The organism is Streptomyces sp. NBC_00016, assembly GCF_045040885.1.
Lineage (GTDB): Bacteria > Actinomycetota > Actinomycetes > Streptomycetales > Streptomycetaceae > Streptomyces > Streptomyces coriariae.
In genome coordinates, this window is record NZ_CP108304.1 from 6,279,838 (window position 1) to 6,304,248 (window position 24,411).

20 protein-coding genes are annotated in these 24,411 nt (G+C 71.5%); 13 read left to right on the forward strand and 7 right to left on the reverse strand.

Features of this window, described 5'->3' with window-relative positions:
- Positions 1–197: 197 nt before the first annotated feature.
- Positions 198–1,124: a sugar phosphate isomerase/epimerase family protein gene (locus tag OG933_RS27865; protein WP_405629361.1), complete on the reverse strand. Its 927-nt coding sequence runs from the start codon at positions 1,122–1,124 to the stop codon at positions 198–200.
- A 188-nt stretch (positions 1,125–1,312) separates the two neighbouring features.
- Between OG933_RS27865 and iolC the strand changes: the two genes are divergently transcribed.
- From iolC to mmsA, 5 genes are read left to right on the forward strand one after another with little or no spacing between them, the layout of a single operon-like run.
- Positions 1,313–2,263, forward strand: a complete 951-nt coding sequence (gene iolC / locus OG933_RS27870) for a 5-dehydro-2-deoxygluconokinase (protein ID WP_405629362.1) — start codon at positions 1,313–1,315, stop codon at positions 2,261–2,263.
- Positions 2,260–3,144 (forward strand): hypothetical protein, encoded by an 885-nt coding sequence (locus tag OG933_RS27875; protein ID WP_054240088.1) that lies wholly within the window; start codon positions 2,260–2,262, stop codon positions 3,142–3,144. The genes iolC and OG933_RS27875 overlap by 4 nt, the downstream gene beginning before the upstream one ends.
- A gap of 7 nt (positions 3,145–3,151) precedes the next feature.
- Positions 3,152–3,988: a 5-deoxy-glucuronate isomerase gene (gene iolB / locus OG933_RS27880; protein ID WP_405629364.1), complete on the forward strand. Its 837-nt coding sequence runs from the start codon at positions 3,152–3,154 to the stop codon at positions 3,986–3,988.
- Positions 3,985–5,877, forward strand: a complete 1,893-nt coding sequence (gene iolD / locus OG933_RS27885; RefSeq protein WP_362525431.1) for a 3D-(3,5/4)-trihydroxycyclohexane-1,2-dione acylhydrolase (decyclizing) — start codon at positions 3,985–3,987, stop codon at positions 5,875–5,877. Before iolB ends, iolD begins: the two co-directional genes overlap by 4 nt.
- Positions 5,878–5,891: 14 nt before the next feature.
- The gene (gene mmsA, locus OG933_RS27890; RefSeq protein WP_057600240.1) at positions 5,892–7,394 is read left to right on the forward strand and encodes a CoA-acylating methylmalonate-semialdehyde dehydrogenase; all 1,503 of its coding nucleotides are present in this window, start codon (positions 5,892–5,894) and stop codon (positions 7,392–7,394) included.
- A 49-nt stretch (positions 7,395–7,443) separates the two neighbouring features.
- Here mmsA and OG933_RS27895 read toward each other — a convergent pair whose 3' ends face one another.
- Positions 7,444–7,899: a hypothetical protein gene (locus OG933_RS27895; RefSeq protein ID WP_405629366.1), complete on the reverse strand. Its 456-nt coding sequence runs from the start codon at positions 7,897–7,899 to the stop codon at positions 7,444–7,446.
- Between the two features lie 322 nt (positions 7,900–8,221).
- Here OG933_RS27895 and OG933_RS27900 point away from each other — a divergent pair, with 322 nt between their 5' ends.
- From OG933_RS27900 to OG933_RS27920, 5 genes are all read left to right on the forward strand, one after another.
- On the forward strand, positions 8,222–9,628 hold the full coding sequence (locus tag OG933_RS27900) for an APC family permease (protein ID WP_405629367.1): 1,407 nt from the start codon (positions 8,222–8,224) through the stop codon (positions 9,626–9,628).
- Between the two features lie 108 nt (positions 9,629–9,736).
- Positions 9,737–12,382 carry a CocE/NonD family hydrolase gene (locus OG933_RS27905; protein WP_362525424.1) on the forward strand — a complete coding sequence of 882 codons (2,646 nt, stop codon included), beginning with the start codon at positions 9,737–9,739 and terminating at the stop codon, positions 12,380–12,382.
- Positions 12,379–13,233 carry an ABC transporter permease gene (locus OG933_RS27910; RefSeq protein ID WP_362525422.1) on the forward strand — a complete coding sequence of 285 codons (855 nt, stop codon included), beginning with the start codon at positions 12,379–12,381 and terminating at the stop codon, positions 13,231–13,233. Before OG933_RS27905 ends, OG933_RS27910 begins: the two co-directional genes overlap by 4 nt.
- A gap of 140 nt (positions 13,234–13,373) precedes the next feature.
- Entirely contained in the window at positions 13,374–14,924 is a 1,551-nt protein-coding gene (locus OG933_RS27915; protein WP_405629369.1) for a von Willebrand factor type A domain-containing protein, read from the forward strand.
- 69 nt (positions 14,925–14,993) lie between these two features.
- Positions 14,994–17,027: an AMP-dependent synthetase/ligase gene (locus OG933_RS27920; RefSeq protein WP_405633542.1), complete on the forward strand. Its 2,034-nt coding sequence runs from the start codon at positions 14,994–14,996 to the stop codon at positions 17,025–17,027.
- An 87-nt stretch (positions 17,028–17,114) separates the two neighbouring features.
- Here OG933_RS27920 and OG933_RS27925 read toward each other — a convergent pair whose 3' ends face one another.
- The 3 genes from OG933_RS27925 to OG933_RS27935 form a co-directional block, all read right to left on the reverse strand.
- Positions 17,115–17,522 (reverse strand): rodlin, encoded by a 408-nt coding sequence (locus OG933_RS27925; protein WP_327183171.1) that lies wholly within the window; start codon positions 17,520–17,522, stop codon positions 17,115–17,117.
- A 128-nt stretch (positions 17,523–17,650) separates the two neighbouring features.
- Complete coding sequence (locus OG933_RS27930) at positions 17,651–18,694, reverse strand: LCP family protein (protein ID WP_362525571.1); 1,044 nt, start codon at positions 18,692–18,694, stop codon at positions 17,651–17,653.
- 111 nt (positions 18,695–18,805) lie between these two features.
- Positions 18,806–19,216, reverse strand: coding sequence for a rodlin (locus tag OG933_RS27935; protein WP_362525418.1), 411 nt, complete (start codon positions 19,214–19,216; stop codon positions 18,806–18,808).
- Positions 19,217–19,445: 229 nt separating this feature from the next.
- Between OG933_RS27935 and OG933_RS27940 the strand changes: the two genes are divergently transcribed.
- From OG933_RS27940 to OG933_RS27950, 3 genes are all read left to right on the forward strand, one after another.
- The gene (locus OG933_RS27940; RefSeq protein ID WP_362525415.1) at positions 19,446–19,856 is read left to right on the forward strand and encodes a rodlin; all 411 of its coding nucleotides are present in this window, start codon (positions 19,446–19,448) and stop codon (positions 19,854–19,856) included.
- A gap of 305 nt (positions 19,857–20,161) precedes the next feature.
- Positions 20,162–20,389: a chaplin gene (locus tag OG933_RS27945; RefSeq protein ID WP_062648335.1), complete on the forward strand. Its 228-nt coding sequence runs from the start codon at positions 20,162–20,164 to the stop codon at positions 20,387–20,389.
- A gap of 106 nt (positions 20,390–20,495) precedes the next feature.
- Positions 20,496–21,743 (forward strand): chaplin family protein, encoded by a 1,248-nt coding sequence (locus tag OG933_RS27950; protein ID WP_405629372.1) that lies wholly within the window; start codon positions 20,496–20,498, stop codon positions 21,741–21,743.
- A gap of 52 nt (positions 21,744–21,795) precedes the next feature.
- On the opposite strand, the gene OG933_RS27955 is transcribed toward OG933_RS27950, so the two are convergent.
- Together OG933_RS27955 and OG933_RS27960 are read right to left on the reverse strand one after the other, a co-directional pair.
- On the reverse strand, positions 21,796–23,040 hold the full coding sequence (locus OG933_RS27955) for an FAD-dependent oxidoreductase (protein WP_405629373.1): 1,245 nt from the start codon (positions 23,038–23,040) through the stop codon (positions 21,796–21,798).
- The gene (locus tag OG933_RS27960; protein WP_362525409.1) at positions 23,040–24,383 is read right to left on the reverse strand and encodes an ATP-grasp domain-containing protein; all 1,344 of its coding nucleotides are present in this window, start codon (positions 24,381–24,383) and stop codon (positions 23,040–23,042) included. Before OG933_RS27960 ends, OG933_RS27955 begins: the two co-directional genes overlap by 1 nt.
- Positions 24,384–24,411 lie beyond the last annotated feature (28 nt).

Consider the following 24,411-nt stretch of genomic DNA (forward strand, 5'->3'; position numbering starts at 1 on the left):
CCAGGAGCCACTCGGCCCTTCACCCGACCGGACGTGTACTGCCCTCGCCGCCATGGGCACTCATGCTAGAAGCGGCAACCGCAGCCCACCTAGGGGCGCGGGGCTGTATCCATATGCGGCTCCGCCGCGTGGGCGCGACAAGCCCCACACAACCCGCACGCGCACGGGCACAGAGCCCGGCACCCCGGTGGGCGCGTCTACGCCCCGCACGACCTCAAAAACGCCCGCGTACGTTGCGCGATGGGCAGCGGAGCGTCCGGCTCGCACGGATACATGTCCTGCTCGACGATCGCGAACAGATCGACGTCCAGCTTCTGCGCGGCCTCCAGCACCGGCCCCAGCGCGGGCACACCGGTGGGCGGCTCGCACATCACGCCCCGCGCGACGGCCGGCCCGAAGGGCACCTGGTTGGCCCGCACGTCCGCCAGGATCTCCGGGTCGACCTGCTTGAGGTGCAGGTATCCGATCCGCTCGCCGTAGGTCTCGATCAGCTTGACGCTGTCGCCGCCGCAGTACGCGTAGTGCCCGGTGTCCAGGCACAGCGACACCAGGCCGGAGTCGGTGCCGTCCAGGAAGCGGACCACGTTCTCCTCGCTGTCGATGTGGGTGTCGGCGTGCGGGTGGACGACGATCTGCAGGCCGTACCGCTCCCGCACCTCCTTGCCGAGCCGCTCGGTCAGCGAGGTGAGGTTGCGCCACTGCTCGGGTGTGAGGGTGTCCGGCTCCAGTACCTCGCCGGTTTTGTCGTCCCGCCAGAAGGACGGGATGACGACCAGGTGCTTCGCGCCCATCGCCTGGGCGAGCACCGCGTTGTCCGCGACGTGGGCCCAGGTCTTCTCCCAGACGGCCTCGCCGTGGTGCAGGCCGGTGAAGACCGTGCCCGCCGACACCTTCAGGCCACGCTTGGCCGTCTCCTCGGTGAGGAGTGCGGGATCGGTCGGCAGGTACCCGTAGGGGCCGAGCTCGATCCATTCGTAGCCGGACTGCGCGACCTCGTCGAGGAAGCGCTGCCAGGGGACCTGGGCGGGATCGTCCGGGAACCAGACGCCCCAGCTGTCGGGGGCGGATCCGACACGGATGCGGGAAACACCGGAAACTGGTGACTGAGGTGACAACGACGTCATGGGCGTCAGCGTGCTGTCTCACCGAAGGGGGTGTCAAGGGCTGGTCCGAATGTCTGGACAAAACATTGACAGGGCCCGCCGCGCGGGGCTAGAAAGCCGTGAGAGCCGATACGGGACGTGTGTCGGGGACGTCCACGAGCGGCGCCTCGGGGCCGAGTCGACGAACGAACCGATGTGAAGGGAACTCGATGGCGTACGACCTGATCACCATGGGGCGGATTGGGGTGGACCTCTATCCGCTACAGACGGGCGTCCCACTCCCGCAGGTCACGTCCTTCGGGAAGTTCCTGGGGGGATCGGCGACCAACGTCGCGGTCGCCGCAGCCCGCCTCGGCCGCGAGACGGCGGTGATCTCCCGTACCGGTGACGACCCCTTCGGCACCTATCTGCACGAGGCCCTGCGCGGCTTCGGCGTCGACGACCGCTGGGTCACCGCCGTGCCCGGACTGCCGACGCCCGTCACCTTCTGCGAGGTCTTCCCGCCGGACGACTTCCCGCTGTACTTCTACCGGCAGCCCAAGGCGCCGGACCTGGAGATCGACGCCCACGAACTCGACCTCGACGCCGTCCGTGAGACCCGCATCTTCTGGGTCACCGGCACCGGCCTGAGCGAGGAACCCAGCCGTACGGCGACCCTCGCCGCCCTGGCCCACCGGGCCAGGGCCGGCACCACGGTCTTCGACCTCGACTGGCGCCCGATGTTCTGGAGCCACCCCGACACGGCCCGCCCGTTCTACGTCGAGGCCCTCAAGCACACCACCGTCGCCGTGGGCAACCTCGACGAGGTGGAGGTCGCCACCGGAGTGCGCGAACCCCGGGCCGCGGCCCAGGCGCTGCTGGACGCCGGTGTCGAACTCGCGGTGGTCAAGCAGGGCCCCAAGGGTGTCCTGGCCGTCAACAGCAAGGGCGAGTCCGCCGAGGTCCCGCCGCTCCCGGTGAGCGTCCTGAACGGCCTCGGGGCCGGTGACGCCTTCGGCGGCTCCCTCTGCCACGGTCTGCTCGCGGGCTGGGACCTGGAGAAGATCATGCGTCACGCCAACGCCGCGGGCGCCATCGTCGCCTCCCGGCTGGAGTGCTCCTCCGCGATGCCGACACCGGACGAAGTGGAAGCCGCGCTCAAGGCGGGGGCCGTCCTGTGACGACCGTGGACATCTCCGAACTCGTCCGCCTGCGCACGCAGCACCCCGAGGCCATCGCCGAGGCGGCCGCCCGCCGCCCGCGCAGACCGCTGCTGGGCGACTCCGGCCGCCTGATGATCGTCGCCGCCGACCATCCGGCCCGTGGCGCGCTCGGCGTCGGCGGCGACCGGCTGGCCATGGCCAACCGGGCCGGGCTGCTCGAGCGCCTGTGCCTGGCCCTCTCCCGGCCCGGCGTCGACGGCGTCCTCGCGACCGCCGACATCCTGGACGATCTCCTCCTCCTCGGCGCCCTCGACGGCAAGGTCGTCATGGGCTCGCTGAACCGCGGCGGCCTCCAGGGATCCGTCTTCGAGCTGGACGACCGCTTCACCGGCCACCGCCCCGAGGACATCGAGCGGCTGAACTTCGACGCGGGCAAGCTGCTCGTGCGCATCGACTACGACGACCCGGGCTCGCTCACCACCCTGGAGTCCACGGCCCGCGCCATCGACGACATGGCCGCCCGTGAGCTCCCCCTCTTCGTCGAGCCGTTCATCAGCCGCCGCACCCCGGACGGCAAGGTGGGCAACGATCTCTCCGCCGAGGCCGTCACCAAGTCGATCGCCATCGCCTCGGGCCTGGGCGGCACCTCGGCCTACACCTGGCTGAAGCTCCCGGTCACCGACAACCCCGACGACATGGCCGAGGTCATGCAGACGTCCACACTGCCCGCCGTCCTGCTGGGCGGCGAGGTCGGCGAGGACCAGGACGGCGCCTACGAGAAGTGGCGCGGGGCGCTCCAGCTCCCCACCGTCCGGGGCCTGGTGGTCGGCCGCTCGCTGCTCTACCCGGCGGACGGGGATGTCGCCGCCGCCGTGGACACCGCCGTAGGACTGCTGTGAGGGCCGCATGACACACACAGAGCCGCACCACGACCTGTACCTTCCGCACGGCACCACGGCCGGCGCCGACTACACGCTCGACATCGATCCGAAACGAGCCGGCTGGGGTTACTGCAGTCTGCGGATCGTCGAGCTGGAGCCGGGTGGCACGCACCTCTTCAGCACGGGTGACAGTGAGTGGATCGTGCTTCCGCTGAAAGGCGGATGTACCGTGCAAACAGCCGGTGATGAGTTCCAACTCCTGGGCAGGGAGAGCGTTTTCGCGTCGGTAACCGACTTCGCGTACGTTCCCCGTGACGCCCGGGTCCAGATCGCCTCCGGCGCGGGAGGCCGCTTCGCCCTGGCAGGAGCGAAGTGCGAGCGACAACTCCCCGCCCGCTACGGCCCCGCGCCGGAGGTCCCCGTCGAAGAGCGCGGCAGCGGCAACTGCGCCCGTCTGGTGCGCAACTTCGCCTCCGCCGACGCCTTCGACTGCGACAAGCTGATCGCCGTCGAGGTGATCACCCCGGGCGGCAACTGGTCCTCGTACCCGCCGCACAAGCACGACGAGCACCGGCCGGGCGAGGAGGCCGAACTCGAGGAGATCTACTACTTCGAGATCGACGGCCCGAACGGGTTCGGCTATCAGCGCGTATCCCCTTCACGCGAGGGCGGATCCGACGTCCTCGCCGAGGTCCGCTCCGGCGACGCCGTGCTCGTCCCCGACGGCTGGCACGGCCCGGCCATCGCCCAGCCCGGCCACGCCATGTACTACCTGAACGTCATGGCGGGACCGGGCGAGACACGGGAGTGGCGGATCTGCTTCCACCCGGACCACGTAGAGAGCACAGGGGGTTACCGATGACGGCGCAGACCTCGACGACGAGGCTGACGGTCGCCCAGGCACTCGTCCGCTTCCTCGCCGCCCAGTACACGGAGCGCGACGGCGTACGGCAGCGGCTGATCGGCGCGACCTGGGGCATCTTCGGCCACGGCAACGTCGCCGGCCTCGGCCAGGCGCTGGTCGAGTACGGCGACGACATGCCGTTCCACCAGGGCCGCAACGAGCAGTCGATGGTCCACGCGGCCGTCGGCTACGCCCGCCAGTCGAACCGCCTGTCCACCCACGCGGTGACGACGTCGATCGGCCCCGGCGCGACCAACCTGGTCACCGGCGCCGCCCTGGCGACCGTCAACCACCTTCCGGTCCTGCTGCTGCCCGGCGACATCTTCGCCACCCGCGTCGCCGACCCGGTGCTCCAGCAGCTCGAGGTCCCCTACGCGGGCGACGTGTCGGTCAACGACACGCTGCGCCCCGTGTCGAGGTACTTCGACCGCGTCACCCGCCCCGAGGCCCTGATCCCGGCGGCCCTCCAGGCGATGCGCGTCCTCACCGACCCGGTGGAGACGGGCGCGGTCACCCTCGCGCTGCCCCAGGACGTCCAGGCCGAGGCCTACGACTGGCCCGACGAGTTCTTCGCCGAGCGCACCTGGGTCGTACGCCGTCCGGGCGCCGACCCGACCGAACTCGCGGAGGCGGTCCGCGCGATCCGTGCCGCCCGCCGCCCGCTGATCGTCGCCGGCGGCGGGGTCCACCACAGCCGCGCCGAGGAGGCGCTCGCCGAGTTCGCCGAGGCCACCGGCATTCCGGTCGCCTCCACCCAGGCCGGCAAGGGCTCGCTGCGCTACGACCACCCCCAGGACGTGGGCGGCGTGGGCCACACCGGCACGGCGACGGCGGACGAACTCGCCCGCACCGCCGACCTGGTGATCGGCGTGGGCACCCGGTACACGGACTTCACCACCGCCTCCAACACCCTGTTCGCCGCAGACGGCGTCCGCTTCCTCAACCTCAACATCGCGCCCTACGACGGCCACAAGCTCGCCGGTCTGCCGCTCGTGGCCGACGCCCGCAGCGGCCTCGGCGAGCTGACCGCGGCCCTCCAGACACACGCCCACCGGGTCACGGACGCCTATGTCACCGAGTACTCGGAGGACAAGGAGCGCTGGGAGCAGCGCGTCGACGCCTGCTACGAGGCCGAGGAGCCGGACGTACGGCCGACCCAGCCGCAGGTGCTCGGCGCCCTGGACGCCCTCGCCGACGAGTCGGACGTGATCATCAACGCGGCCGGTTCACTCCCCGGTGACCTGCACAAACTGTGGCGGGCGCGCTCCCGGGACCAGTACCACCTGGAGTACGGCTACTCCTGCATGGGGTACGAGATCCCGGCCGCGATCGGCGTGAAGCTGGCCGCTCCCGAGCGCAACGTCTGGGCACTGGTCGGCGACGGCACCTATCTGATGATGCCGACGGAGATCGTGACGGCCGTGCAGGAGGGGATCGCGATCAAGCTCCTGCTCGTGCAGAACCACGGCTACGCCTCGATCGGCGGTCTGTCGGAGTCGGTGGGCGGCGAGCGGTTCGGCACCGCGTACCGCTACACCGCGGACGACGGCACCTTCACCGGGGCCCCGCTGCCCGTCGACCTGGCCGCCAACGTGGCCAGCCTCGGTATGCGCGTGCTGCGCGCGAAGACCGTCCGCGAACTGCGCGAGGCCCTCGCCGAGGCGCGCCGCGCCGACACTCCCACATGTGTCTACGTCGAGACGGAAACGGCCGACACTGTGTCGGGCCCGCCGCCCGCGCAGGCCTGGTGGGATGTACCTGTGGCCGAGACCGCGACCCGATCGTCCGCGGTGAAGGCACGTGAGCTGTACGAACGGCACGTCTCCACCCGTCGCCGCCATCTGTGAAGGAGTACTCGGTCATGACGAAGATCGTCAACCACTGGATCGGCGGCAAGACCGTCGAAGGCGCGTCGGGTACGTACGGGCCGGTCACCGACCCGGCGACCGGCGCCGTCACCACCAAGGTCGCGTTCGCGACCGTCGACGAGGTCGACGCCGCGGTCGCCGCCGCCAAGGACGCCTACGCCACCTGGGGTACCTCGTCCCTCGCCAAGCGCACCACGATCCTGTTCAAGTTCCGGGCGCTGCTGGACGCGCACCGGGACGAGATCGCGGAGCTGATCACGGCCGAGCACGGCAAGGTGCACTCGGACGCGCTGGGCGAGGTCGCGCGCGGCCTGGAGATCGTGGACCTGGCGTGCGGCATCACCGTGCAGCTGAAGGGCGAGCTGTCCACCGAGGTGGCCTCCCGGGTCGACGTGTCGTCGATCCGCCAGCCGCTGGGTGTGGTCGCGGGCATCACGCCGTTCAACTTCCCGGCGATGGTCCCGATGTGGATGTTCCCGATCGCCATCGCGACCGGCAACACCTTCGTGCTGAAGCCGTCGGAGAAGGACCCGTCGGCGTCCCTGAAGCTCGCCGAGCTGCTGGCCGAGGCCGGGCTGCCGGACGGCGTCTTCAACGTCGTCAACGGTGACAAGGTCGCGGTCGACCGCCTCCTGGAGCACCCGGACGTGAAGGCCGTGTCCTTCGTCGGCTCGACGCCGATCGCCCGGTACATCCACACCACCGCCGCCGCGAACCACAAGCGGGTCCAGGCGCTGGGCGGCGCGAAGAACCACATGCTGGTTCTCCCGGACGCCGACCTCGACGCGGCGGCCGACGCGGCCGTCTCGGCGGCCTACGGCTCGGCGGGCGAGCGCTGCATGGCGATCTCCGCGGTCGTGGCGGTCGGCGCGATCGGCGACGAGCTGGTGCAGAAGATCCGCGAGCGCGCCGAGAAGATCAAGATCGGTCCCGGCAACGACCCCACCTCCGAGATGGGCCCGCTCATCACGAAGGTGCACCGCGACAAGGTGGCGTCCTACGTCACGGGCGCGGCGGCCGAGGGCGCGGAGGTCGTCCTGGACGGCTCCGGCTACACGGTCGAGGGCTTCGAGGACGGTCACTGGATCGGCATCTCGCTGCTGGACAAGGTCCCGACGACCGCGAAGGCCTACCAGGACGAGATCTTCGGCCCGGTGCTGTGCGTGCTGCGCGTGGACACGTACGACGAGGGTGTGGCCCTGATCAACAGCTCGCCGTTCGGCAACGGCACGGCGATCTTCACCCGGGACGGCGGCGCGGCCCGTCGCTTCCAGCTGGAGATCGAGGCCGGCATGGTCGGCGTGAACGTCCCGATCCCGGTCCCCGTCGGCTACCACAGCTTCGGTGGCTGGAAGGACTCGCTCTTCGGCGACCACCACATCTACGGCAACGACGGCACCCACTTCTACACCCGCGGCAAGGTCGTCACGACCCGCTGGCCGGACCCGGCCGACGGCCCCGGCGGCGTGGACCTGGGCTTCCCCCGCAACCACTGAGGCCCGAACGCGCCCTGTCCCCTCTCGCGAGGGGCAGGGCGCGGTCGTGTCACTGTGCGGCGCCGGCTTCCTTGATCGCCTCGGTGAGGTCGCCGGTCTGCGCGGCCGGCGGCGCCTTCACCTCGGCCGTGGCGCCGAACCTCTCGAAGTCCATGGTGACCTTCATGGTGCCGATCTCCTGGATCATGCGTACCGGCAGGTCCTTGGCTCCGACCCAGACATCCGTGGTGATCGAGGTCGCGCCGCCGGTGAGCGAGCCGAAGAGGTTGTCCTCGTTGCCGTAGGCCTCCTTGTACTTGCCCATGCCCTCGACGTTGTCGGCGTACGTCAGGCCCTTCATGGACGCCGACGGGCTGCCGCCGCTGCTGCCGCTGAGCGCCTGCGCGCCCTGCCGACCGAAGACGGCCGAGCCGTCGATCTTCATCCACTCCTTGCCCTCGAGCGGTCCCGAGGCCTGTGGGTCGACGTCGTAACGGCCGCGTACTTCAGCTTCATGAGTCCCCACCCTGTGCTTCGTCTGTGATCCCCGAACCCTGGAGGGACGCACTGACACGTCCGTATCCCGAACGTCCGCACGTTTTTTTGGCGCCCGCCCTGCGGTTCCCGCAGGTCCCGAGGGGGCGGAACGGTCCGCCCGTAACTGCCAAATCCGTGACTACGAAGGGCCATCGGCAACGGATTCCGTAGGTGAACACCTATTGACGCACCGGTTTCCGTCGGGATTCCATGCAGCCGCCGGGAGCGGACGAACGACGTACGACCAAAGCCGCCGGAGGCGATAGCGCTCCCGCCTCACCCCCGCCGCACGAGTCGATCGGAATCGCCGCATGACCGACACGCTCCGCCCTGTCGAGGCCGCCCTCCCCCAGGTGCCCGACAGTCCCCAGAAGCTCAAGCGCTCCATCGGAGTCGTCGGCGGCACCCTCCTCACCCTCTCCTGCGTCACCCCCGCCTCCACCCTCTTCGTCGTCGTCCCGGACCTCTTCGGCTCGCTCGGCACCGCGACCGCCCTCACGATCGCGATCGGCTCGCTGCTCTGTATCGCCGTGGCGTTCTGCTACTCGGAGCTGGGCACCCTCATCCCCAGCGCGGGCGGCGAGTACGCCATGGTGTCGACCCTGGCCGGGCGGCTCGCCGGCTGGCTGGTCTTCGTTCTCTCCCTGCTCGTCGTCATGATCGTCCCGCCGGTGATCGCGATGGGCACGGCCGACTACCTGGCCCCCCTCGTCCACCTCGACCCCTCGCTCGCGGGCGCCGCCGTCATGCTGCTCGCCACCCTCGCCGGCCTGCTCGACCTGCGCGCCAACGCCTGGATCACCGGCGTCTTCCTGGTCCTGGAGGTCATCGCGGCGGCCGTCGTCGCGGTGCTGGGCTTCGCCCACGGCCACCGCGGCGCGGGCAGCCTCGTCTCGATGCAGGTCGCCGGCGCCGACGGCCACACCGACACCGTCACCGCCATGCTGGTCGTCTCCGGCCTCGCCATCGCCCTCTTCGTCACCCAGGGCTTCTCGACCGCCGTCTACCTCTCCGAGGAGCTGGAGAACCCGCGCCGCAACGTCGCCCGCACGGTCCTCGCCACCCTCGCCATCTCCTCCGTGATCATCCTGGTCCCGGTCGTCGCCATCACCTTCGGCGCCTCCGACCTCACCGAGCTGACCGGCGGCGACATCGGCGCCATGGTCACCGCCTGGTCCAACTCGGCCGTCGGCACCTTCGTCAGCCTCTGCGTGGCGCTCGCGATCATCAACGCCGGCATCGTGATGGTCATCCAGAACTCCCGCGTCCTGTTCGCCTCCGCCCGCGACAAGGCCTGGCCCCGGCCGGTCAACGACCTCTTCGCCAAGCTCGGCCGGTTCGGCTCCCCCTGGGTCGCCACCCTCGCCGTCGGCGTCCCCGGCGCGCTGCTCTGCTTCGTGAACCTGGACACCCTGTACGGCGTCACCGGCGTCTCCGTGACCGGCATGTACCTGCTCGTCGCGGTCGCCGCGCTGCTCTCCCGCCGCGGCCGGCACAAGGACACCCACGCCTGGCGCATGCCCCTGTGGCCGGTGCTGCCGGTCCTGCTGATCGTCGTACTCGGCTACATCCTCACCCAGCAGGAGACGGCCTACCTCGTGTGGACCGGCGGCATCACCGCCGCCGCCACCCTCTACTGGGCCTTCTACCTCCGCCCCCACCGCGACACCCGCTGGCTGGTGTCGATCCCGGAGGACGCCCAGGACACACCGGTCTGAGTACCGCGTCTGGTGTAGGGCGCGACGGCTCCGTACGCCGCCGGGATGGCGACGAGTTCGGTCTCCGGTCGACAACTCCACGACAGGTTGACCCCGTACGGTTGAAGCATGGATCTTCGACTGCCCGGTCTGCGAGGACCACGGCGGCCGCGACGGATCGTCTCCGCCGTGGCCGCCGTGGTCGTACTCGCCGGTGCCGGTACCTGGACGGCCGTCGCCTCCGACGACGACACGCCCGCGGTGCGCCACACCGACCGGGTCATGGCGGTGGACGGCGTGAAGCTGGACACCTCCTACTTCACCTCCGGCGCCGCCGGCCGCCGCCCCGCCGTCCTCCTCGGGCACGGCTTCGGCGGCAGCAAGGACGACGTACGTCAGCAGGCCGAGAAGCTGGCCCGCGACGGATACGCGGTGCTCACGTGGTCGGCGCGCGGCTTCGGCAAGTCCACCGGCAAGATCGGGCTGAACGACCCGAAGGGCGAGGTCGCCGACGTCTCCCGACTGATCGACTGGCTCGCGAAACAGCCCCAGGTGCAGCTCGACAAGACAGGCGACCCCCGGGTGGGCGTGGCCGGCGCCTCCTACGGCGGCGCGATCTCCCTGCTCGCCGCCGGCCACGACGACCGCGTCGACGCCATCGCCCCCGCGATCACCTACTGGAACCTCGCGGACGCCCTGTTCCCCGACGGCGTGTTCAAGAAGCTGTGGGCCGGCATCTTCTTCAACACGGGCGGCGGCTCCGCCCGCTTCGAACCCGCCCTGGCCGCGATGTACGACCGCGTCGCCGAGTCCGGCACCCCCGACACCGCCGCCCGCGAGCTCCTCGAACAGCGCTCGCCGTCCGCCGTCGCCGACCGCATCAAGGTCCCCACGCTGCTCATCCAGGGCCAGACCGACTCCCTCTTCACGCTCGCCCAGTCCGACGCGGCCGAGAAGGCGATCCGCGCCAACGGCGCCCCCGTCGACGTCGACTGGATCGCGGGCGGCCACGACGGCGGCGACATGGAGGGCGATCGCGTCCAGACACGCGTGCGTGCCTGGTTCGACCGCTACCTCAAGGACGACAAGGCCGCCGACACCGGCCCCGCCTTCCGCGTCACCCGCACCGGAGGCGTCGACTCCACCGACGGCGCCGCCCAGCTCAGGGGCGCGAGCGCGGACAGCTACCCCGGCCTGGAGAACGGCGAGCGCGCGTTCCCCCTGACCGGCCGCCGCGAGGAGCAGTCCTTCGCCAACCCGCCGGGCGCCAGCCCGCCCGCCGTCTCGGCCCTGCCGGGACTCGGCGGCGGAGGCCTCTCCCAGCTCTCCTCCCTCGGCGTCGGCGTCTCCCTCGACTTCCCCGGCCAGTACGCCGCCTTCGACTCCGCCCCGGTCACCGGCGACCTGCGGGTCACCGGTTCCCCGACGGTCACCGTCCACGTGAAGTCGACGTCCGACACCGCCGTCCTCTTCGCCAAGGTCTACGACGTCAGCGGCAGCGGCAGCCAGGTGCTGCCCTCCCAGCTCGTCACCCCGGTCCGCGTCGAGGGCGCCAAGGCCGGCAAGGACGTCACGATCACGCTCCCGGCGATCGACCACAAGGTCGAGGAGGGCCACCGGCTGCGCCTGGTCCTCGCCTCCACCGACCTCGGCTACGCCTCCCCGATGACCCCGGCGACGTACACCGTCTCGATGAAGGGCGACCTGAAGGTCCCGACCGCCCCCGCCGTGACGACCGCGGCCGCCCCGCTCCCGTCCTGGGTCTGGTGGCTGCCCCTCGCGGGCGCGGCGATCGCGCTCGCCCTGCTGCTGACGGCCCGCCGCCGCACCGCGGGCCCCGCCCCCGACCCCGCGCTCGCCGAGGTCCCGCTCCAGATCACCGACCTGAGCAAGAAGTACGCGAACGGCGACCGCTACAGCGTCCGCGACCTGTCGTTCCGTGTCGAGAAGGGCCAGGTCCTCGGTCTCCTCGGCCCGAACGGCGCGGGCAAGACGACGACCCTGCGCATGCTGATGGGTCTGATCAGCCCCGACGGCGGCGAGATCCGGGTCTTCGGCCACGCCATCCGCCCGGGCGCGCCCGTCCTCTCCCGAGTCGGCTCCTTCGTCGAGGGCGCCGGCTTCCTCCCGCACCTGTCCGGCCGGGAGAACCTGGAGCTGTACTGGCAGGCCACCGGCCGCCCCGCCGGGGACGCCCACCTGGCGGAGGCCCTGGAGATCGCCGGCCTCGGCGACGCCCTCGCCCGCGCCGTACGCACCTACTCGCAGGGCATGCGGCAGCGTCTCGCCATCGCCCAGGCCATGCTCGGCCTCCCGGACCTGCTCATCCTCGACGAGCCGACCAACGGCCTCGACCCGCCGCAGATCCGCGAGATGCGCGAGGTGATGATCCGGTACGCGGCGGCCGGCCGCACGGTCATCGTCTCCAGCCACCTCCTGTCCGAGGTCGAGCAGTCCTGCACGCACCTCGTGGTCATGGACCGGGGCCGGCTGGTCCAGGCGGGACCGGTCGCCGAGATCGTCGGCTCCGGCGACACGCTCCTCGTGGGCACCGCCACCCCCGTGGAGGAGCCGGTCGTGGAGAAGATCGCCGCGCTGCCGGGGGTGGCCTCCGCGGTCCCCGCCGCCGAGGGCCTGCTGGTCCGGCTGGACGCCGACGGCAGCGCCCAGCGCCTGGTCGCCGAACTCGTCCGGCTCGACGTGCCCGTCCAGGCCGTCGGCCCGCACCGCCGCCTGGAGGACGCCTTCCTCACCCTGATCGGAGGTTCCGCATGAGCACGCTCACCGAGGTCGCCTCCGGCTACCAGGCGGGCCGCACGCTGCCGCTGCGCGTCGAGCTGGTCCGCCAGCTCAAGCGCCGCCGCACGCTGGTCATGGGCGGCATCCTCGCTGCCCTGCCGTTCGTCCTGCTCATCGCCTTCGCGATCGGCGGCGAGCCCGGCGGCCGCAACAACCAGGTGACCCTGATGGACACCGCGACGGCGTCCGGCGCCAACTTCGCCGCCGTCAACCTGTTCGTGTCCGCGGGCTTCCTCCTGGTCATCCCGGTCGCCCTGTTCTGCGGGGACACGGTCGCCTCGGAGGCCGGCTGGTCCTCGCTGCGCTACCTCCTGGCCGCCCCCGTGCCCCGGGCCCGCCTGCTGTGGTCCAAGCTCGTCGTCGGCCTCGGCCTCAGCCTGGCCGCGATGGTCCTGCTGCCCGTCGTCGCCCTCGCCGTCGGCTCCGCGGCCTACGGCTGGGGCCCCCTGGAGCTGCCCACGGGCGGCGCGCTCGACTCCGGCACGGCGGCCCAGCGGCTGGTGATCGTGGTCGGGTACGTCTTCGTCTCCCAACTGGTCACCGCCGGGCTCGCGTTCTGGCTCTCGACGAAGACCGACGCCCCGCTCGGCGCGGTCGGCGGCGCGGTCGGCCTGACCATCGTCGGCAACGTCCTGGACGCCGTCACCGCCCTCGGCGACTGGCGCGACTTCCTGCCCGCGCACTGGCAGTTCGCCTGGGCCGACGCCGTCCAGCCCACCCCCGAGTGGTCCGGCATGATCCAGGGCACCGCCGTCTCCGTGACCTACGCCCTGGTCCTGTTCGCCCTGGCCTTCCGGGGTTTCGCCCGCAAGGACGTGGTGTCCTAGGTCACCGGAGGGTCACCCACCGGTCTCGAAGACCCGCCCTCGTGCCCGGTTCGAGACGGATCCGCAACACCCCGTGTCGCACGTTCCGGCCCCCTGTCCCGTCACAGTCACAGACGTCGACGGACACAGGGGGCACGCACATGAAGGCACACCGGACACACCGGACACACCGGATACCACGACTGTTCGCCACCGCGGCGGCCACCGCACTGCTGCTCACCGGCTGCAGCGCGGACGGCTCCGACAGCGGCGGGGCCTCGGACGGAGCGGCCCGCGGCAGCGAGGCCTTCCCCGCGCCGAACGCACCCCGCGGGGACACGGACGGGAACACGGACAGGAACGCGGACAAGGAGGCGGACGAGGACGGCAGGACGGCCGCCCCCGACCACCTCTCCACCTTCGCCCTCGACGTCGACACCGCGTCGTACGGCTACGCCCGCCGCACCCTCACCGAGGGACAGCGCCCGGACCCCTCGACGATCCGCCCCGAGGAGTTCGTCAACAGCTTCCGCCAGGACTACGAACGCCCCGACGGCAACGGTTTCTCGGTCACCGTCGACGGCGCCCGCACCGGCGTCGACGACTGGTCCCTGGTCCGCGTGGGCCTCGCCACCCGCACGGCCGAGCAGCAGGGCGAACGCCCGCCCGCCGCCCTCACCTTCGTCATCGACGTCTCCGGCTCGATGGCCGAACCGGGCCGTCTGGACCTGGCCAGGTCAGCCCTCGGCACGATGACCGACCGCCTCCGCGACGACGACTCCGTCGCCCTCGTCACCTTCAGCGGCGAGGCCGAGACCGTCCTTCCGATGACCCGCCTCGGCGACCACCGCGACCGCGTCCACCAGGCCATCGGCGGCCTGGAACCCACCGACTCCACCAACCTCGGCGCCGGTGTCGAGACCGGCTACGCCACCGCCGTCGAGGGCCTGCGCGAGGGCGCCACGAACCGGGTCGTCCTGGTCTCCGACGCCCTCGCCAACACCGGGGACACGGACGCCGACTCCATCCTGGAACGCATCTCCACCGCCCGCCGCGAACACGGCATCACCCTCTTCGGCGTCGGTGTCGGCAGCGACTACGGCGACGCCCTGATGGAACGCCTCGCCGACAAGGGCGACGGCCACACCACCTACGTCTCGACCGAGGACGAGGCCCGCGAGGTCTTCTCCACCGACCTCCCGCGGAACATCGACCTGACCGCCCGCGACGCCAAGGCCCAGGTCGCCTTCGACCCCGAGACCGTCGCCGAGTTCCGCCTCATCGGCTACGACGACCGCCGGGTCGCCGACGACGACTTCCGCGACGACCGCGTCGACGGCGGCGAGGTCGGCCCCGGCCACACCGTCACCGCCCTCTACGCGGTACGCACCGAGCCCGGCGCCGACGGCCGTCTCGCCACCGCCACCGTGCGCTGGCTCGACCCCGACACCCGCACCCCGCACGAGAACTCCGGCCGCCTGGAGACCGGCGCCCTGCACGACCGGCTCACCGACGCACCCGTCCGCTTCCAGGTCACGGCGACCGCCGCCTACTTCGCCGAGGCCCTGCGCCGACCTGAGAGCCCCCTGCCGGACGCCCCCAGCCTGGGCGAACTCCGGGAAACCGCCGAAAGGTTGGCGAACAAGACCGAGGACAAGGACGTCCGCGGCCTCGCCGACGCGATCGACGACGCAAGCCGTCTCGACCTCTAGTGCAGAACCTTACGCGTGAGTAAGTTACTCACCCGGCACATGCAGCCGCACCGCGACCGGGGAGCCGTCATGGGCGTACGCAAGGATCTGAAGCGGGCGCGGAAGCGCACCGACCTGGCCTCCCGCACCCGGGTCGACCTGCTCAGGGACGACACCGGCACCGTACGGGAGGCCCGCACCGCGCCCCTGGTGGCGCCGCCCACCACGGGCAGCACGGCCGACCTCCCCTTCACCAACGCGGCCGAAGCCCCCGAGGCGGTGGTGCTGCGCCGCCGGAGGCCCGTCGGCTGGCACCCGGTCACCGCCGCCGCGTTCGCCGCCGAGGTCACCGCGACGGCCAAGGGCCTGATCGCGCACGGCCTCGCGCAGGGCGGCCGGGTCGCCGTGATGTCCCGCACCCGCTACGAGTGGACCCTCCTGGACTTCGCGATCTGGGCGGCCGGCGGCCAGACCGTCCCCATCTACGCCACCTCGTCGGCCGAGCAGGTCGACTGGATCGTCCGGGACTCGGGCGCCACCCTGATCGTCGTCGAGAACGCCGACAACGCCCGTACGGCGACGACCGGCACGGCACACCACCCGCTGCCCCCGCGCATCCTCGAACTCGACGCGGGCGCGGTAGCCGAACTGCACGCCCTCGGCCGCGACCTCCCCGACGAGGAGGTGACCGCGCGCCGAGCCGCCCTCACCCCCGGCACCACCGCGACCCTCTGCTACACCTCCGGCACCACCGGCCGCCCCAAGGGCTGTGTCCTCACCCACGCCAACCTGCACGCCGAGGCCGCCAACACCCTCGAACTGCTCCACCCGATCTTCAAGGAGGTCACCGGCCAGACCGCCTCCACCCTCCTCTTCCTCCCGCTCGCCCACATCATGGGCCGCACCCTGCAGATCGCCTGTCTGATGGCCCGCATCGAGACCGGCCACTTCCCGAGCGTCAAACCCGACGAACTCCGTCCCGCTCTCAAGGAGTTCCGCCCCACCTTCCTGGTCGGCGTCCCCTATCTCTTCGAGCGCATCCACGACACCGGCCGCGCCACCGCCGAGAAGATCGGCCGCGGCGCTTCCTTCGACCGCGCCGAACGCATCGCCGTACGTTTCGCCCAGGCCTACCTCGACAAGTTCCTGAACGAAGGCGCAGGCGCAGGCGAGGGCGAAAGCGGAGACGGACGCGAAAGCGGAGACGGACACGGCGGCGGAGACAACGACGGGGGCAAGGGGAAGGCCAAAGAGAAGGTCAAGGGGAAGGCCAAGGGCCCCGGGCCGGGCCTCTACGCCGCCTGGGCCCTCTACGACCTGCTGGTCTACCGCCGCATCCGCAAGGAGCTCGGCGGCCGCATGCGCTACGCCATCAGCGGCGGCTCCCCCCTCGACCGCACCCTCAGCCTCTTCTTCTACGCGGCCGGCATCATCGTCTACGAGGGCTACGGCCTGACCGAGACCACCGCCGCCGCCACCCTCGTCCCGCCCCTGAAACCCCGGCCCGGTACCGTCGGCCGGCCCGTTCCCGGCACGGCCGTCCGGATCGCCGACGACGGCGAGATCCTCATCGAGGGCGGAGTGGTCTTCGACTCCTACTGGAACAACCCGGCGGCCACCGCCGAGGTCCGCACCGACGGCTGGTTCGCCACCGGCGACCTCGGTTCCCTCGACGACGACGGCTACCTCACCATCACCGGGCGCAAGAAGGACATCCTGGTCACCTCCGGCGGCAAGAACGTCTCCCCGGCCGTCCTGGAGGACCGGCTGCGCAGCCGCACCCCGGTCGGCCAGTGCCTGGTCGTCGGCGACAACCGCCCGTTCGTCGCCGCCCTCGTCACCCTCGACCCCGACGCGATCGCCCACTGGCTGACCGTACGCGGGCTCCCCGCCGACACCCCGCTCCCCGAGGTACTGCGCGATCCCCGCCTGCGCGCGGACGTCCAAAGGGCCGTCGACTACGCCAACGAGGCCGTCTCCCGGGCTGAGTCGATCCGCGCCTTCACCCTGGTCGAGGGCGAGTTCAACGAGACCAACGGACTGCTCACCCCGTCCCTGAAGGTCAAACGGCACGCGGTGACGGCCAGATACGCCGACGAGATCGAGCACCTGTACCGCAAGTGAGACCGCGGGACGTCCGCGGGTGAACACACGAAACGGCGGGCCACCGGAGAACCGGTGACCCGCCGCAGCGGTACGTCAGGCCGTTGCTCAGCCGTTGCCCGCGCCGTTGCCGGCCAGGACCGAGATGTCGTCCAGGATGTGCGACAGCGGCTCGTCGCCCTTGGCCTGGGTGCTGTTCTCGACGCACTGCTGGTTCTGCGGGGAGGACAGGACGTTGATGTCCTGGACGTTGATCGGGACAGCGCCGACGAGCCCCTGCAGCCCCAACTTGGCAGGCAGGCCGATGCACGGCTTGTTCAGCGAACCCTGGACCAGCGAGAGCTGCGGGCTCTGGTCGCCGAAGGTGGCCGAGTTGCCGAACTCCGACGACGCGCCGTTGCCGCTGGCGGACGTGGTGCCGCTGTCGTCACCGATGGCGAGGGCCTGAGGGGCGCTCAGCCCGGCGAGACCGGCGGCGGAGGCGGCGAGGGCCGCGGTCGCCCACAGCTTCTTCATGTTCGTTCCCTTCGAAAACGCGGACTCCGGGGGAGGAGCTGCGTGATCAACAACGGCCCGAACCCGCCCGGGGTTGCGCGCTGTGCCCCGATCGGCCCAGCGCATCGCGCACGACAACCGTGCGCCCCTCAGTGACACGCGTACGCGCTCCCTCGCACCGGAACCGCCTTGCCGAGGATGTCCGGTGGGTCCTTCGGCTTCGGCTCCGCATTCCGCTCGACCAGTGGCCGGTCGTCGCGGACCTTCGTGAACAGTGTGTCCGCCTCCTTCGCGTCCCAGGCCAGCGCCGCGCCGATGCCCAGGCGGGCCGGGGCGAACCCGGCGATCGGCACGGTCGTGAACTCCGTCGCCGAGTCCGGCAGCCGGTGCAGGGCGGCCGCCAGTTCGATGAGCTCGCCGGCCGAGAAGCCCTGCCGCCGGGACCCGAGCAGCATCTCCGCCAGACGCGTCATGCGCCTCGGGTGGGTGAGCAGCTTCCGCTCTCTCAGCTCGTGCCACGCCTGGACGAGGAAGCGTTGCTGACGCTGGATCCGGCCGAGGTCGGCGCTGCCGTCGACATGGCGTGAACGGACGTACTGCAACGCCTGTCCGCCGCCGAGCCGGTGCTTGCCGGGCTTGAGGTCGAGCCTGGTCGCCGAGTCCTTCAGCCGCCGAGGCGTGCACACCTCGACGCCCCCGACCTCGTCCACGCTGTTCATGAAGCGCCGGAAGTCCACCTGGAGGAACCGGTCGATGTTCAGCTTGGCCATCGACTCCACGGTCCGGATCATGAGTTCCGGACCGCCCTCCTGGTAGGCGGCGTTGAGCTTCGCCGGATGCGGCGGGCGTTCCCTGGCGCCGGGCTTCTCCCGGTACGGCGGGATCTCCGCGGCGGAGTCGCGGGGCATGCCGATCACGCTGACCCGGTCCCGGTGGGCCGAGACGTGGATCAGCATCAGGACGTCCGAGCAGCCACAGGGTTTTCCGCCGGCGTGGAACGTCTGCTTCTGGTGGGCGGTGAGGGTGTCCCGTTCGTCGGTGCCCATCAGCAGGATGTTGAGCCCGCGCGGGGCGGGTGCCCGGCCGGGGAGTCCGGGCAGTGAGGGGAGGGCGGAACTGCCGAGCAGCGCGCCCGTGGCGGCCAGGACGATTCCGGGAATCGCCAGGCGGCGTGGCCAAAGGTTTCTCTTCATCGTCACGCGCCGCACGCTAGGACAGCGGGCCGCCGATGATCAGGCGGCCCGCTGTCCGGGCGGAGAATCCACCCAGGGGCTCAGGAAATGAACCCGTTCACCACGTCGGACTCAGCGGTTGGCGGCACCGTTGCCCGAGAGCGCGGAGATGTCGTCCAGGATGTGCGACAGTGCCTCGTCGCCCTTGGCCTGGGTGCTGTTCTCGACGCACTGCTGGTTCTGCGGGGAGGACAGGACGTTGATGTCTTGGACGTTGATCGGGACAGCGCCGAGGAGACCCTGTGCGCCGATCTTGGCAGGCAGGCCGATGCAGGGCTTGTTGAAAGAGCCCTGGATGAGCGCCATCTGGGGGCTCATGTTGCCGAAGGTGGCCGAGTTGCCGAACGACTGGCTGGCGCCGTTGCCGCTGGCGGACGTGGTGCCGCTGTCGTTGCCGATGGCGAGCGCCGGGGCCGCCGCGGCCGCGGAGACGCCGGCGACGGAGGCGGCGACCGCTGCGACAGCCAGTACCTTCTTGATCACTTGTAAGTCCCTTCGTGAGAAACCCCGTCCACCGGAGCATTCTGATTAACGCCGCCGGCCCTGTTTGGTTGTCTCCCTTCACTCCGATGGGCTATTGGAGGGAAATCTGGTCGTCGGGTCGGAAAAACCGATCGGGTGAACGGCCGCAACCAAACCCGGCGCATCCGGTTGGTTCGGGGGCAGGCACATGGTCCTGGCTCCGCGTCAGGGCAGGGAAAGGAATAGCGAAATGCTCAAGAAGGCAATGGCCGCGGCGGCGGTCGCCGCTTCCGTCGTCGGCATGTCCGCGGCGGTCGCCCCTCAGGCGCTTGCCATCGGGGACGACGCCGGCACCACCTCCGCCAGTGGCAACGGCGCGCACGAGGCGTTCGGCAACTCGGTGACCAAGGGCGACCTGAGCCCGCAGGCCACGCTGGTCCAGAGCTCGCTGAACAAGCTGTGCGTCGGTCTCCCCCTCAAGGTGGGCGTGCAGAGCATCGCCGGCGCTGTCCCGATCGACGTCCAGGACATCAACGTCCTGGCGTCCCCGCAGGACCAGCAGTGCGCCGAGAACAGCACCCAGGCCAAGGGTGACGAGCCGCTGTCGCACATCCTGGACGACATCTCCGCGCTCTCGGGCAACGGCGTGGCCAACCACTGACGTCCCCGGCACTGCCCGCCGGGCGGCCCGTTCCGTTCCCGGCGGGCCGTCCGGTCGGAGCATTTCTCTTCCCGCTGATGTCCTGCCATTTTCTTCACGATTCAGGCGAATCGTTTCCTCTCCAGTGGGCCTTTCGTGTTAATTACCCGAAGGCGTTCGAGTGAATTCCCGTGCGACGCGCGTTCGTTAGTTTCTTCGGCTGTCTATCTCTCGTTTGCAGCTTGCGGGTCATGGTGCGAGCCGTTCCAGTTGCGCTCGCTCGGTTTCGACCGTCATCTGGGCATGACCGCAGAGAAGGGAAAGTCATGAAGAAGAGCGCTGCTGTTGTCGCGGGTCTGATCCTGGCCCTCGGCGGGGCTGCCCCCGCCTTCGCCGACGCCGGTGCCAACGGTGCGGCCATCGGCTCGCCGGGTGTCCTGTCGGGCAACGTCGTCCAGGTTCCGATCCACATCCCGATCAACGTGTGCGGCAACTCGATCAACATCATCGCCGCGTTGAACCCGGCTGGCGGCAACGTCTGCATCAACGACTGACAACGCGACACGCCAGCCGTACGGCTGGATCGAGGCCGGCCCCGGACGACACACCTGTGGTCCAGGGCCGGCTTTTCCCACTTCTACCAGCAGGAAGACAACGAGATTGCGACAGACCCTGAGCAGGGGAATGGTCGCGGCCGCCGCCGCGACGGGCATTCTGTCCCTGTGCGCGGGCGGCAACGCCCTCGCCGACTCAACAGCCCAAGGAGCCGCCAAGGGTTCGCCCGGGGTGCTGTCGGGCAACGCCGTCCAGGCCCCGCTGCACATCCCGGTGAACGTCTGCGGCAACTCGGTCGACGTCATCGCCGCGCTCAACCCGGTGTTCGGCAACTCCTGTGCCAACCTCTCGGACGCGCAAGGACATCGCTCACACGGCGTACCGCCCGGTGACGGCGAGTCCCGCGACGGCGATTCCGGTTACGGGGATTCCGGTTATGGGGGTTCCGAGCACGACGACTCCGGCTACGGCGACTCCGGTTACGGCGATTCGGGCTACGGCGACTCCGGTTACGGGGGTTCCGAGCACGACGACTCCGGCTACGGCGACTCCGGTCACGGGGATTCCGGCTACGGCGACTCCGGGCACGACGACTCCGGTTACGGCGACTCCGGTTACGGGGGTTCCGGGCACGAGGACCATGGTCCCGGGGACGACTGCGGTGGCTACGGCGACACCTGCGGCGGTGGCGGTCACACGACCCCGCCTCCCGGAGGTGGTCACACGACGCCGCCGGGTGGGGGTCACACGACTCCGCCTCCGTACGGTGGTGGCAGTACTCCGCCCGGTGGGGGTCACTCCACTCCGCCTCCGTACGGTGGTGGCAGTACTCCGCCCGGTGGGGGTCACACGACTCCGCCTCCGCACGGTGGTGGCAGTACTCCGCCCGGCGGGGGCCACTCCACCCCGCCTCCGCACGGCGGCGGCAGCACTCCGCCCGGCGGGGGCCACTCCACCCCGCCTCCGCACGGCGGCGGCAGCACTCCGCCCGGCGGGGGCCACTCCACCCCGCCTCCGCACGGTGGTCACTCGACCCCGCCTCCGCACGGCGGCCATTCCACGCCGCCTCCGCACGGCGGTCACTCGACCCCGCCTCCGCACGGCGGTCACTCGACCCCGCCTCCGCACGGCGGTCACTCCACCCCGCCCCCGCACGGTGGTGGCGGCGGTCAGCCTCCGCACGGCGGGCACGCCACGCCTCCGGAGGGTGGTGGGGAGCACAGTTCGCCGCCGCAGCTGTCGCACACCGGCAGTGACCGCGCCGCTCTGCTGGCCGCCTCCGGCGTCAGCGCGGCGCTCATCGCGGGCGGCGCCGTCCTGTACCGGCGAGGCCGAGCCGCGTCCCGTAGGTGAGAGCAGCGGGTGCCGGGCGCCCTCGCGCCCGGCACCCGCGGCCCCATCCGGCTCAACGCCGTACGGGCTCCGCCGCCCCGTGCCGGCCCGGTGCCGGGATCGCCCCGCTCGGCACACCCAGGTGCAGTCGGCGCCGCACGCCCCGGACGAGGGTTCCCGCCGTGAAGCTCGCGCCGTACACGAAGCGCATCGCCGGGCCGAAGCCGGCCGCCGTCACCAGTCCGGCCAGGAACAGGCCGGGGTGGGACGACTCGAAGTCCCGGCCCACCTCGGGGGAGCCGTCGGACACCGCGGCCAGCGCCCCGCGCAGTTCGCCGGAGAGCAGTCCGAGCCGGTCACGGGTCGCCTTGAAGCCGGTGGCCGCGATCACGTGCTCGGTCTCGAAGGACTCCCCTCCGGCCACCTCGAGCCGTACCCCGCCCGGTACCGCTCGCGCCGACGTCACCTCGTGGTCGAGACGTACCCGCACGGAGCTCTCCACCCGGTCCCGCACCCACCAGGCGCCGGCCGGCCCGAGCGCCGTCGCCGCGATGCGAGCCCGGGTCGGTTCCGGGAGTCGGCGGTAGATGCCGGGGCGTTCGGCGTAGAACCAGTTGCGCCAGCCGCAGCCGAGCCCGCTCTGCGGGGAGCGGACCGACTGCCACCAGGGGCGCTCCCACGGCGCCGGCAGATCGTTCCAGCGCAGCCGGTCGGCACGGGCCAACACCCTTACCCGCGAGCCCTGTTCGGCGAGCAGGGCGGCCGTCTCCAGAGCCGCCTGGCCGCCGCCGATCACCGTGACGTCCCGGTCGCGGAAGCGGTCGAGGTCACCGTGGTGGCTGCTGTGCGAGACCAGGTCGGGGGAGAGCCCGCGCAGGGCGGCCGGGATCTCGACGAACGGCATGACGCCCACGGCGAGCGCGACCGTCCGGGCCCGCACGGTCTCACCGTCCGCGGTGACCGCCTCGAAGCCGCCCGGCCGGGGCACGATCCGGGTCACCGTGCGCTCGTCGACCTCGGGGACGGCGTTGCGGGCGAACCACAGCCCGTACCGGGCGAACATCTCCGCCGGGATCGGCTCCCCGTGCCGGGCCGTCACGCCCTGGGTCGCGCAGTACGCGTCGAGCCGCCAGCGGGCCGCGGGGTCGGAGAGGTTGGAGGCCCACGGCTCGGACTTCAGGAACATCCCGCCCGGCATGTTGTCGCGCCAGGAGGCCATCGGCCGGCCGAAGACGCGCAGCTTGAGCCCGGCGGCCGCGGCGTGCGCCGCGATGGACAGGCCGTACGGGCCCGCGCCCACCACCAGCAGGTCGTACATCAGCAGCTGCTCGCTTTCTCGTCGTCGGTCGGTGCCGCCGGGGCGGGCGCGGTCGGGGCCGGTGCGCCCGGCGGCGGTTCGGTCAGGACCGTCAGGGACGGGGTGGGGGGCGTCGCCTGGCGGACCACGCGGGGCCGGACCCCGGCCGCGCCCGAGGCACCGGCCCGGCGCAGCCGGTCGAGCAGCCGACGGGCGACATGGGCGCCCCACAGGCCCCACATGGCCCGGCCGGGAGCCGTGTCGTCGCCCGCGTGCCAGGCCAGCTCACGGCCGCGGCGGGCCGGTCGCAGCGCGGCCAGCGGCGCGTAGTTCTCCACGACGAACGCCCGGCCCGGCTGCGGCACCCCGGCCGGCAGCGGACGGTGGGTCAGATCGAGGTGCTGGGCGCGGACGACGTCGAGTCCGGCGCCGTCGGCGAAGAGCCGGAACTGGGCGCCGGGGCGCGGGTTGAAGTCGAGCAGGTGGTAGTCGCCCGTCGCGCCGCAGCGGCGGAAGTCGAGGTCGAAGATGCCCCGGTAGCCGAGTTCGTCGGTGAGCCGCTGGGCCAGCGTCCGCACCTGCGGGTTCTCGGTCCACTCGCCCACCGCCGTGAGCCCCGCGCCGCGGGGCCAGGCGCACAGTTTGCGGCCGGGGCCGCCACCGCCGACCGCGCCGGAGCGGTCGGCGTATCCGTGGAAGAACCAGTCGCGGTCCGGGCCCGGCGGCAGGAAGGCCTGGAGCAGCAGTTGGCTGCCGGCCTCGGGGGTGCGCAGGTACAGGTCGCGCGCCTCCTGGGTGGAGCGCACCACGACCGTGCTGCGCAGCCCCGAATCGCCGGGCAGCAGCCAGGGCCGGCTCCACTTCGCCACCACCGGCAGACCGAGCCGCCAGGCGGCGGAGGCGGCCTGCGTCGCGCTGTCCGGGATCACGGTGAGCGGGTGCGGCACGTCCGCCGCCGCGCACAGCCTGGTCAGTTCCGCCTTGTCGGCGACCCGTTCGGGCACCGAGCCGGGCTGTTGCGGCAGCAGGTAGGCGGGCGCCAGCTCCTCGCGCAGGCGGCTCACCGCGACCGCGCCGGCGTCGTCCATCGGGATCAGCACGGCGGGCCGCTCGATGCGGGCGGCCACCCGCAGCAGCGTGGCGGCGATGTCGGCGAGGGTGGCGCCGGGCGGCGGCGGGGGATGCAACTGGCGTACGAAACGGGACTTGCGTACGGGACTTCCCGTGGAGTCGGCGACCACGTGCACGTCGATTCCGGCTCTGCCGAGAGAGCGCACGGCACCCAGCGTTCCGTGGTGAAAGGGATTCCGGTCGATCCGCAGAAGAACGGCGGGGACGCGGGTGTCGAGCAGCGACTCGGGCATGTGATTCCGGGTCCTTCGGTTCAGTTCA

Bases quoted from the DNA above. Each gene is read 5' to 3' on its own strand.
- OG933_RS27865 (WP_405629361.1), bottom strand. From the start codon at position 1,124: ATGACGTCGTTGTCACCTCAGTCACCAGTTTCCGGTGTTTCCCGCATC.
- iolC (WP_405629362.1), top strand. From the start codon at position 1,313: ATGGCGTACGACCTGATCACCATGGGGCGGATTGGGGTGGACCTCTAT.
- iolB (WP_405629364.1), top strand. From the start codon at position 3,152: ATGACACACACAGAGCCGCACCACGACCTGTACCTTCCGCACGGCACC.
- iolD (WP_362525431.1), top strand. From the start codon at position 3,985: ATGACGGCGCAGACCTCGACGACGAGGCTGACGGTCGCCCAGGCACTC.
- mmsA (WP_057600240.1), top strand. From the start codon at position 5,892: ATGACGAAGATCGTCAACCACTGGATCGGCGGCAAGACCGTCGAAGGC.
- OG933_RS27900 (WP_405629367.1), top strand. From the start codon at position 8,222: ATGACCGACACGCTCCGCCCTGTCGAGGCCGCCCTCCCCCAGGTGCCC.
- OG933_RS27905 (WP_362525424.1), top strand. From the start codon at position 9,737: ATGGATCTTCGACTGCCCGGTCTGCGAGGACCACGGCGGCCGCGACGG.
- OG933_RS27910 (WP_362525422.1), top strand. From the start codon at position 12,379: ATGAGCACGCTCACCGAGGTCGCCTCCGGCTACCAGGCGGGCCGCACG.
- OG933_RS27915 (WP_405629369.1), top strand. From the start codon at position 13,374: ATGAAGGCACACCGGACACACCGGACACACCGGATACCACGACTGTTC.
- OG933_RS27920 (WP_405633542.1), top strand. From the start codon at position 14,994: ATGGGCGTACGCAAGGATCTGAAGCGGGCGCGGAAGCGCACCGACCTG.
- OG933_RS27925 (WP_327183171.1), bottom strand. From the start codon at position 17,522: ATGAAGAAGCTGTGGGCGACCGCGGCCCTCGCCGCCTCCGCCGCCGGT.
- OG933_RS27930 (WP_362525571.1), bottom strand. From the start codon at position 18,694: ATGAAGAGAAACCTTTGGCCACGCCGCCTGGCGATTCCCGGAATCGTC.
- OG933_RS27940 (WP_362525415.1), top strand. From the start codon at position 19,446: ATGCTCAAGAAGGCAATGGCCGCGGCGGCGGTCGCCGCTTCCGTCGTC.
- OG933_RS27945 (WP_062648335.1), top strand. From the start codon at position 20,162: ATGAAGAAGAGCGCTGCTGTTGTCGCGGGTCTGATCCTGGCCCTCGGC.
- OG933_RS27955 (WP_405629373.1), bottom strand. From the start codon at position 23,040: ATGTACGACCTGCTGGTGGTGGGCGCGGGCCCGTACGGCCTGTCCATC.
- OG933_RS27960 (WP_362525409.1), bottom strand. From the start codon at position 24,383: ATGCCCGAGTCGCTGCTCGACACCCGCGTCCCCGCCGTTCTTCTGCGG.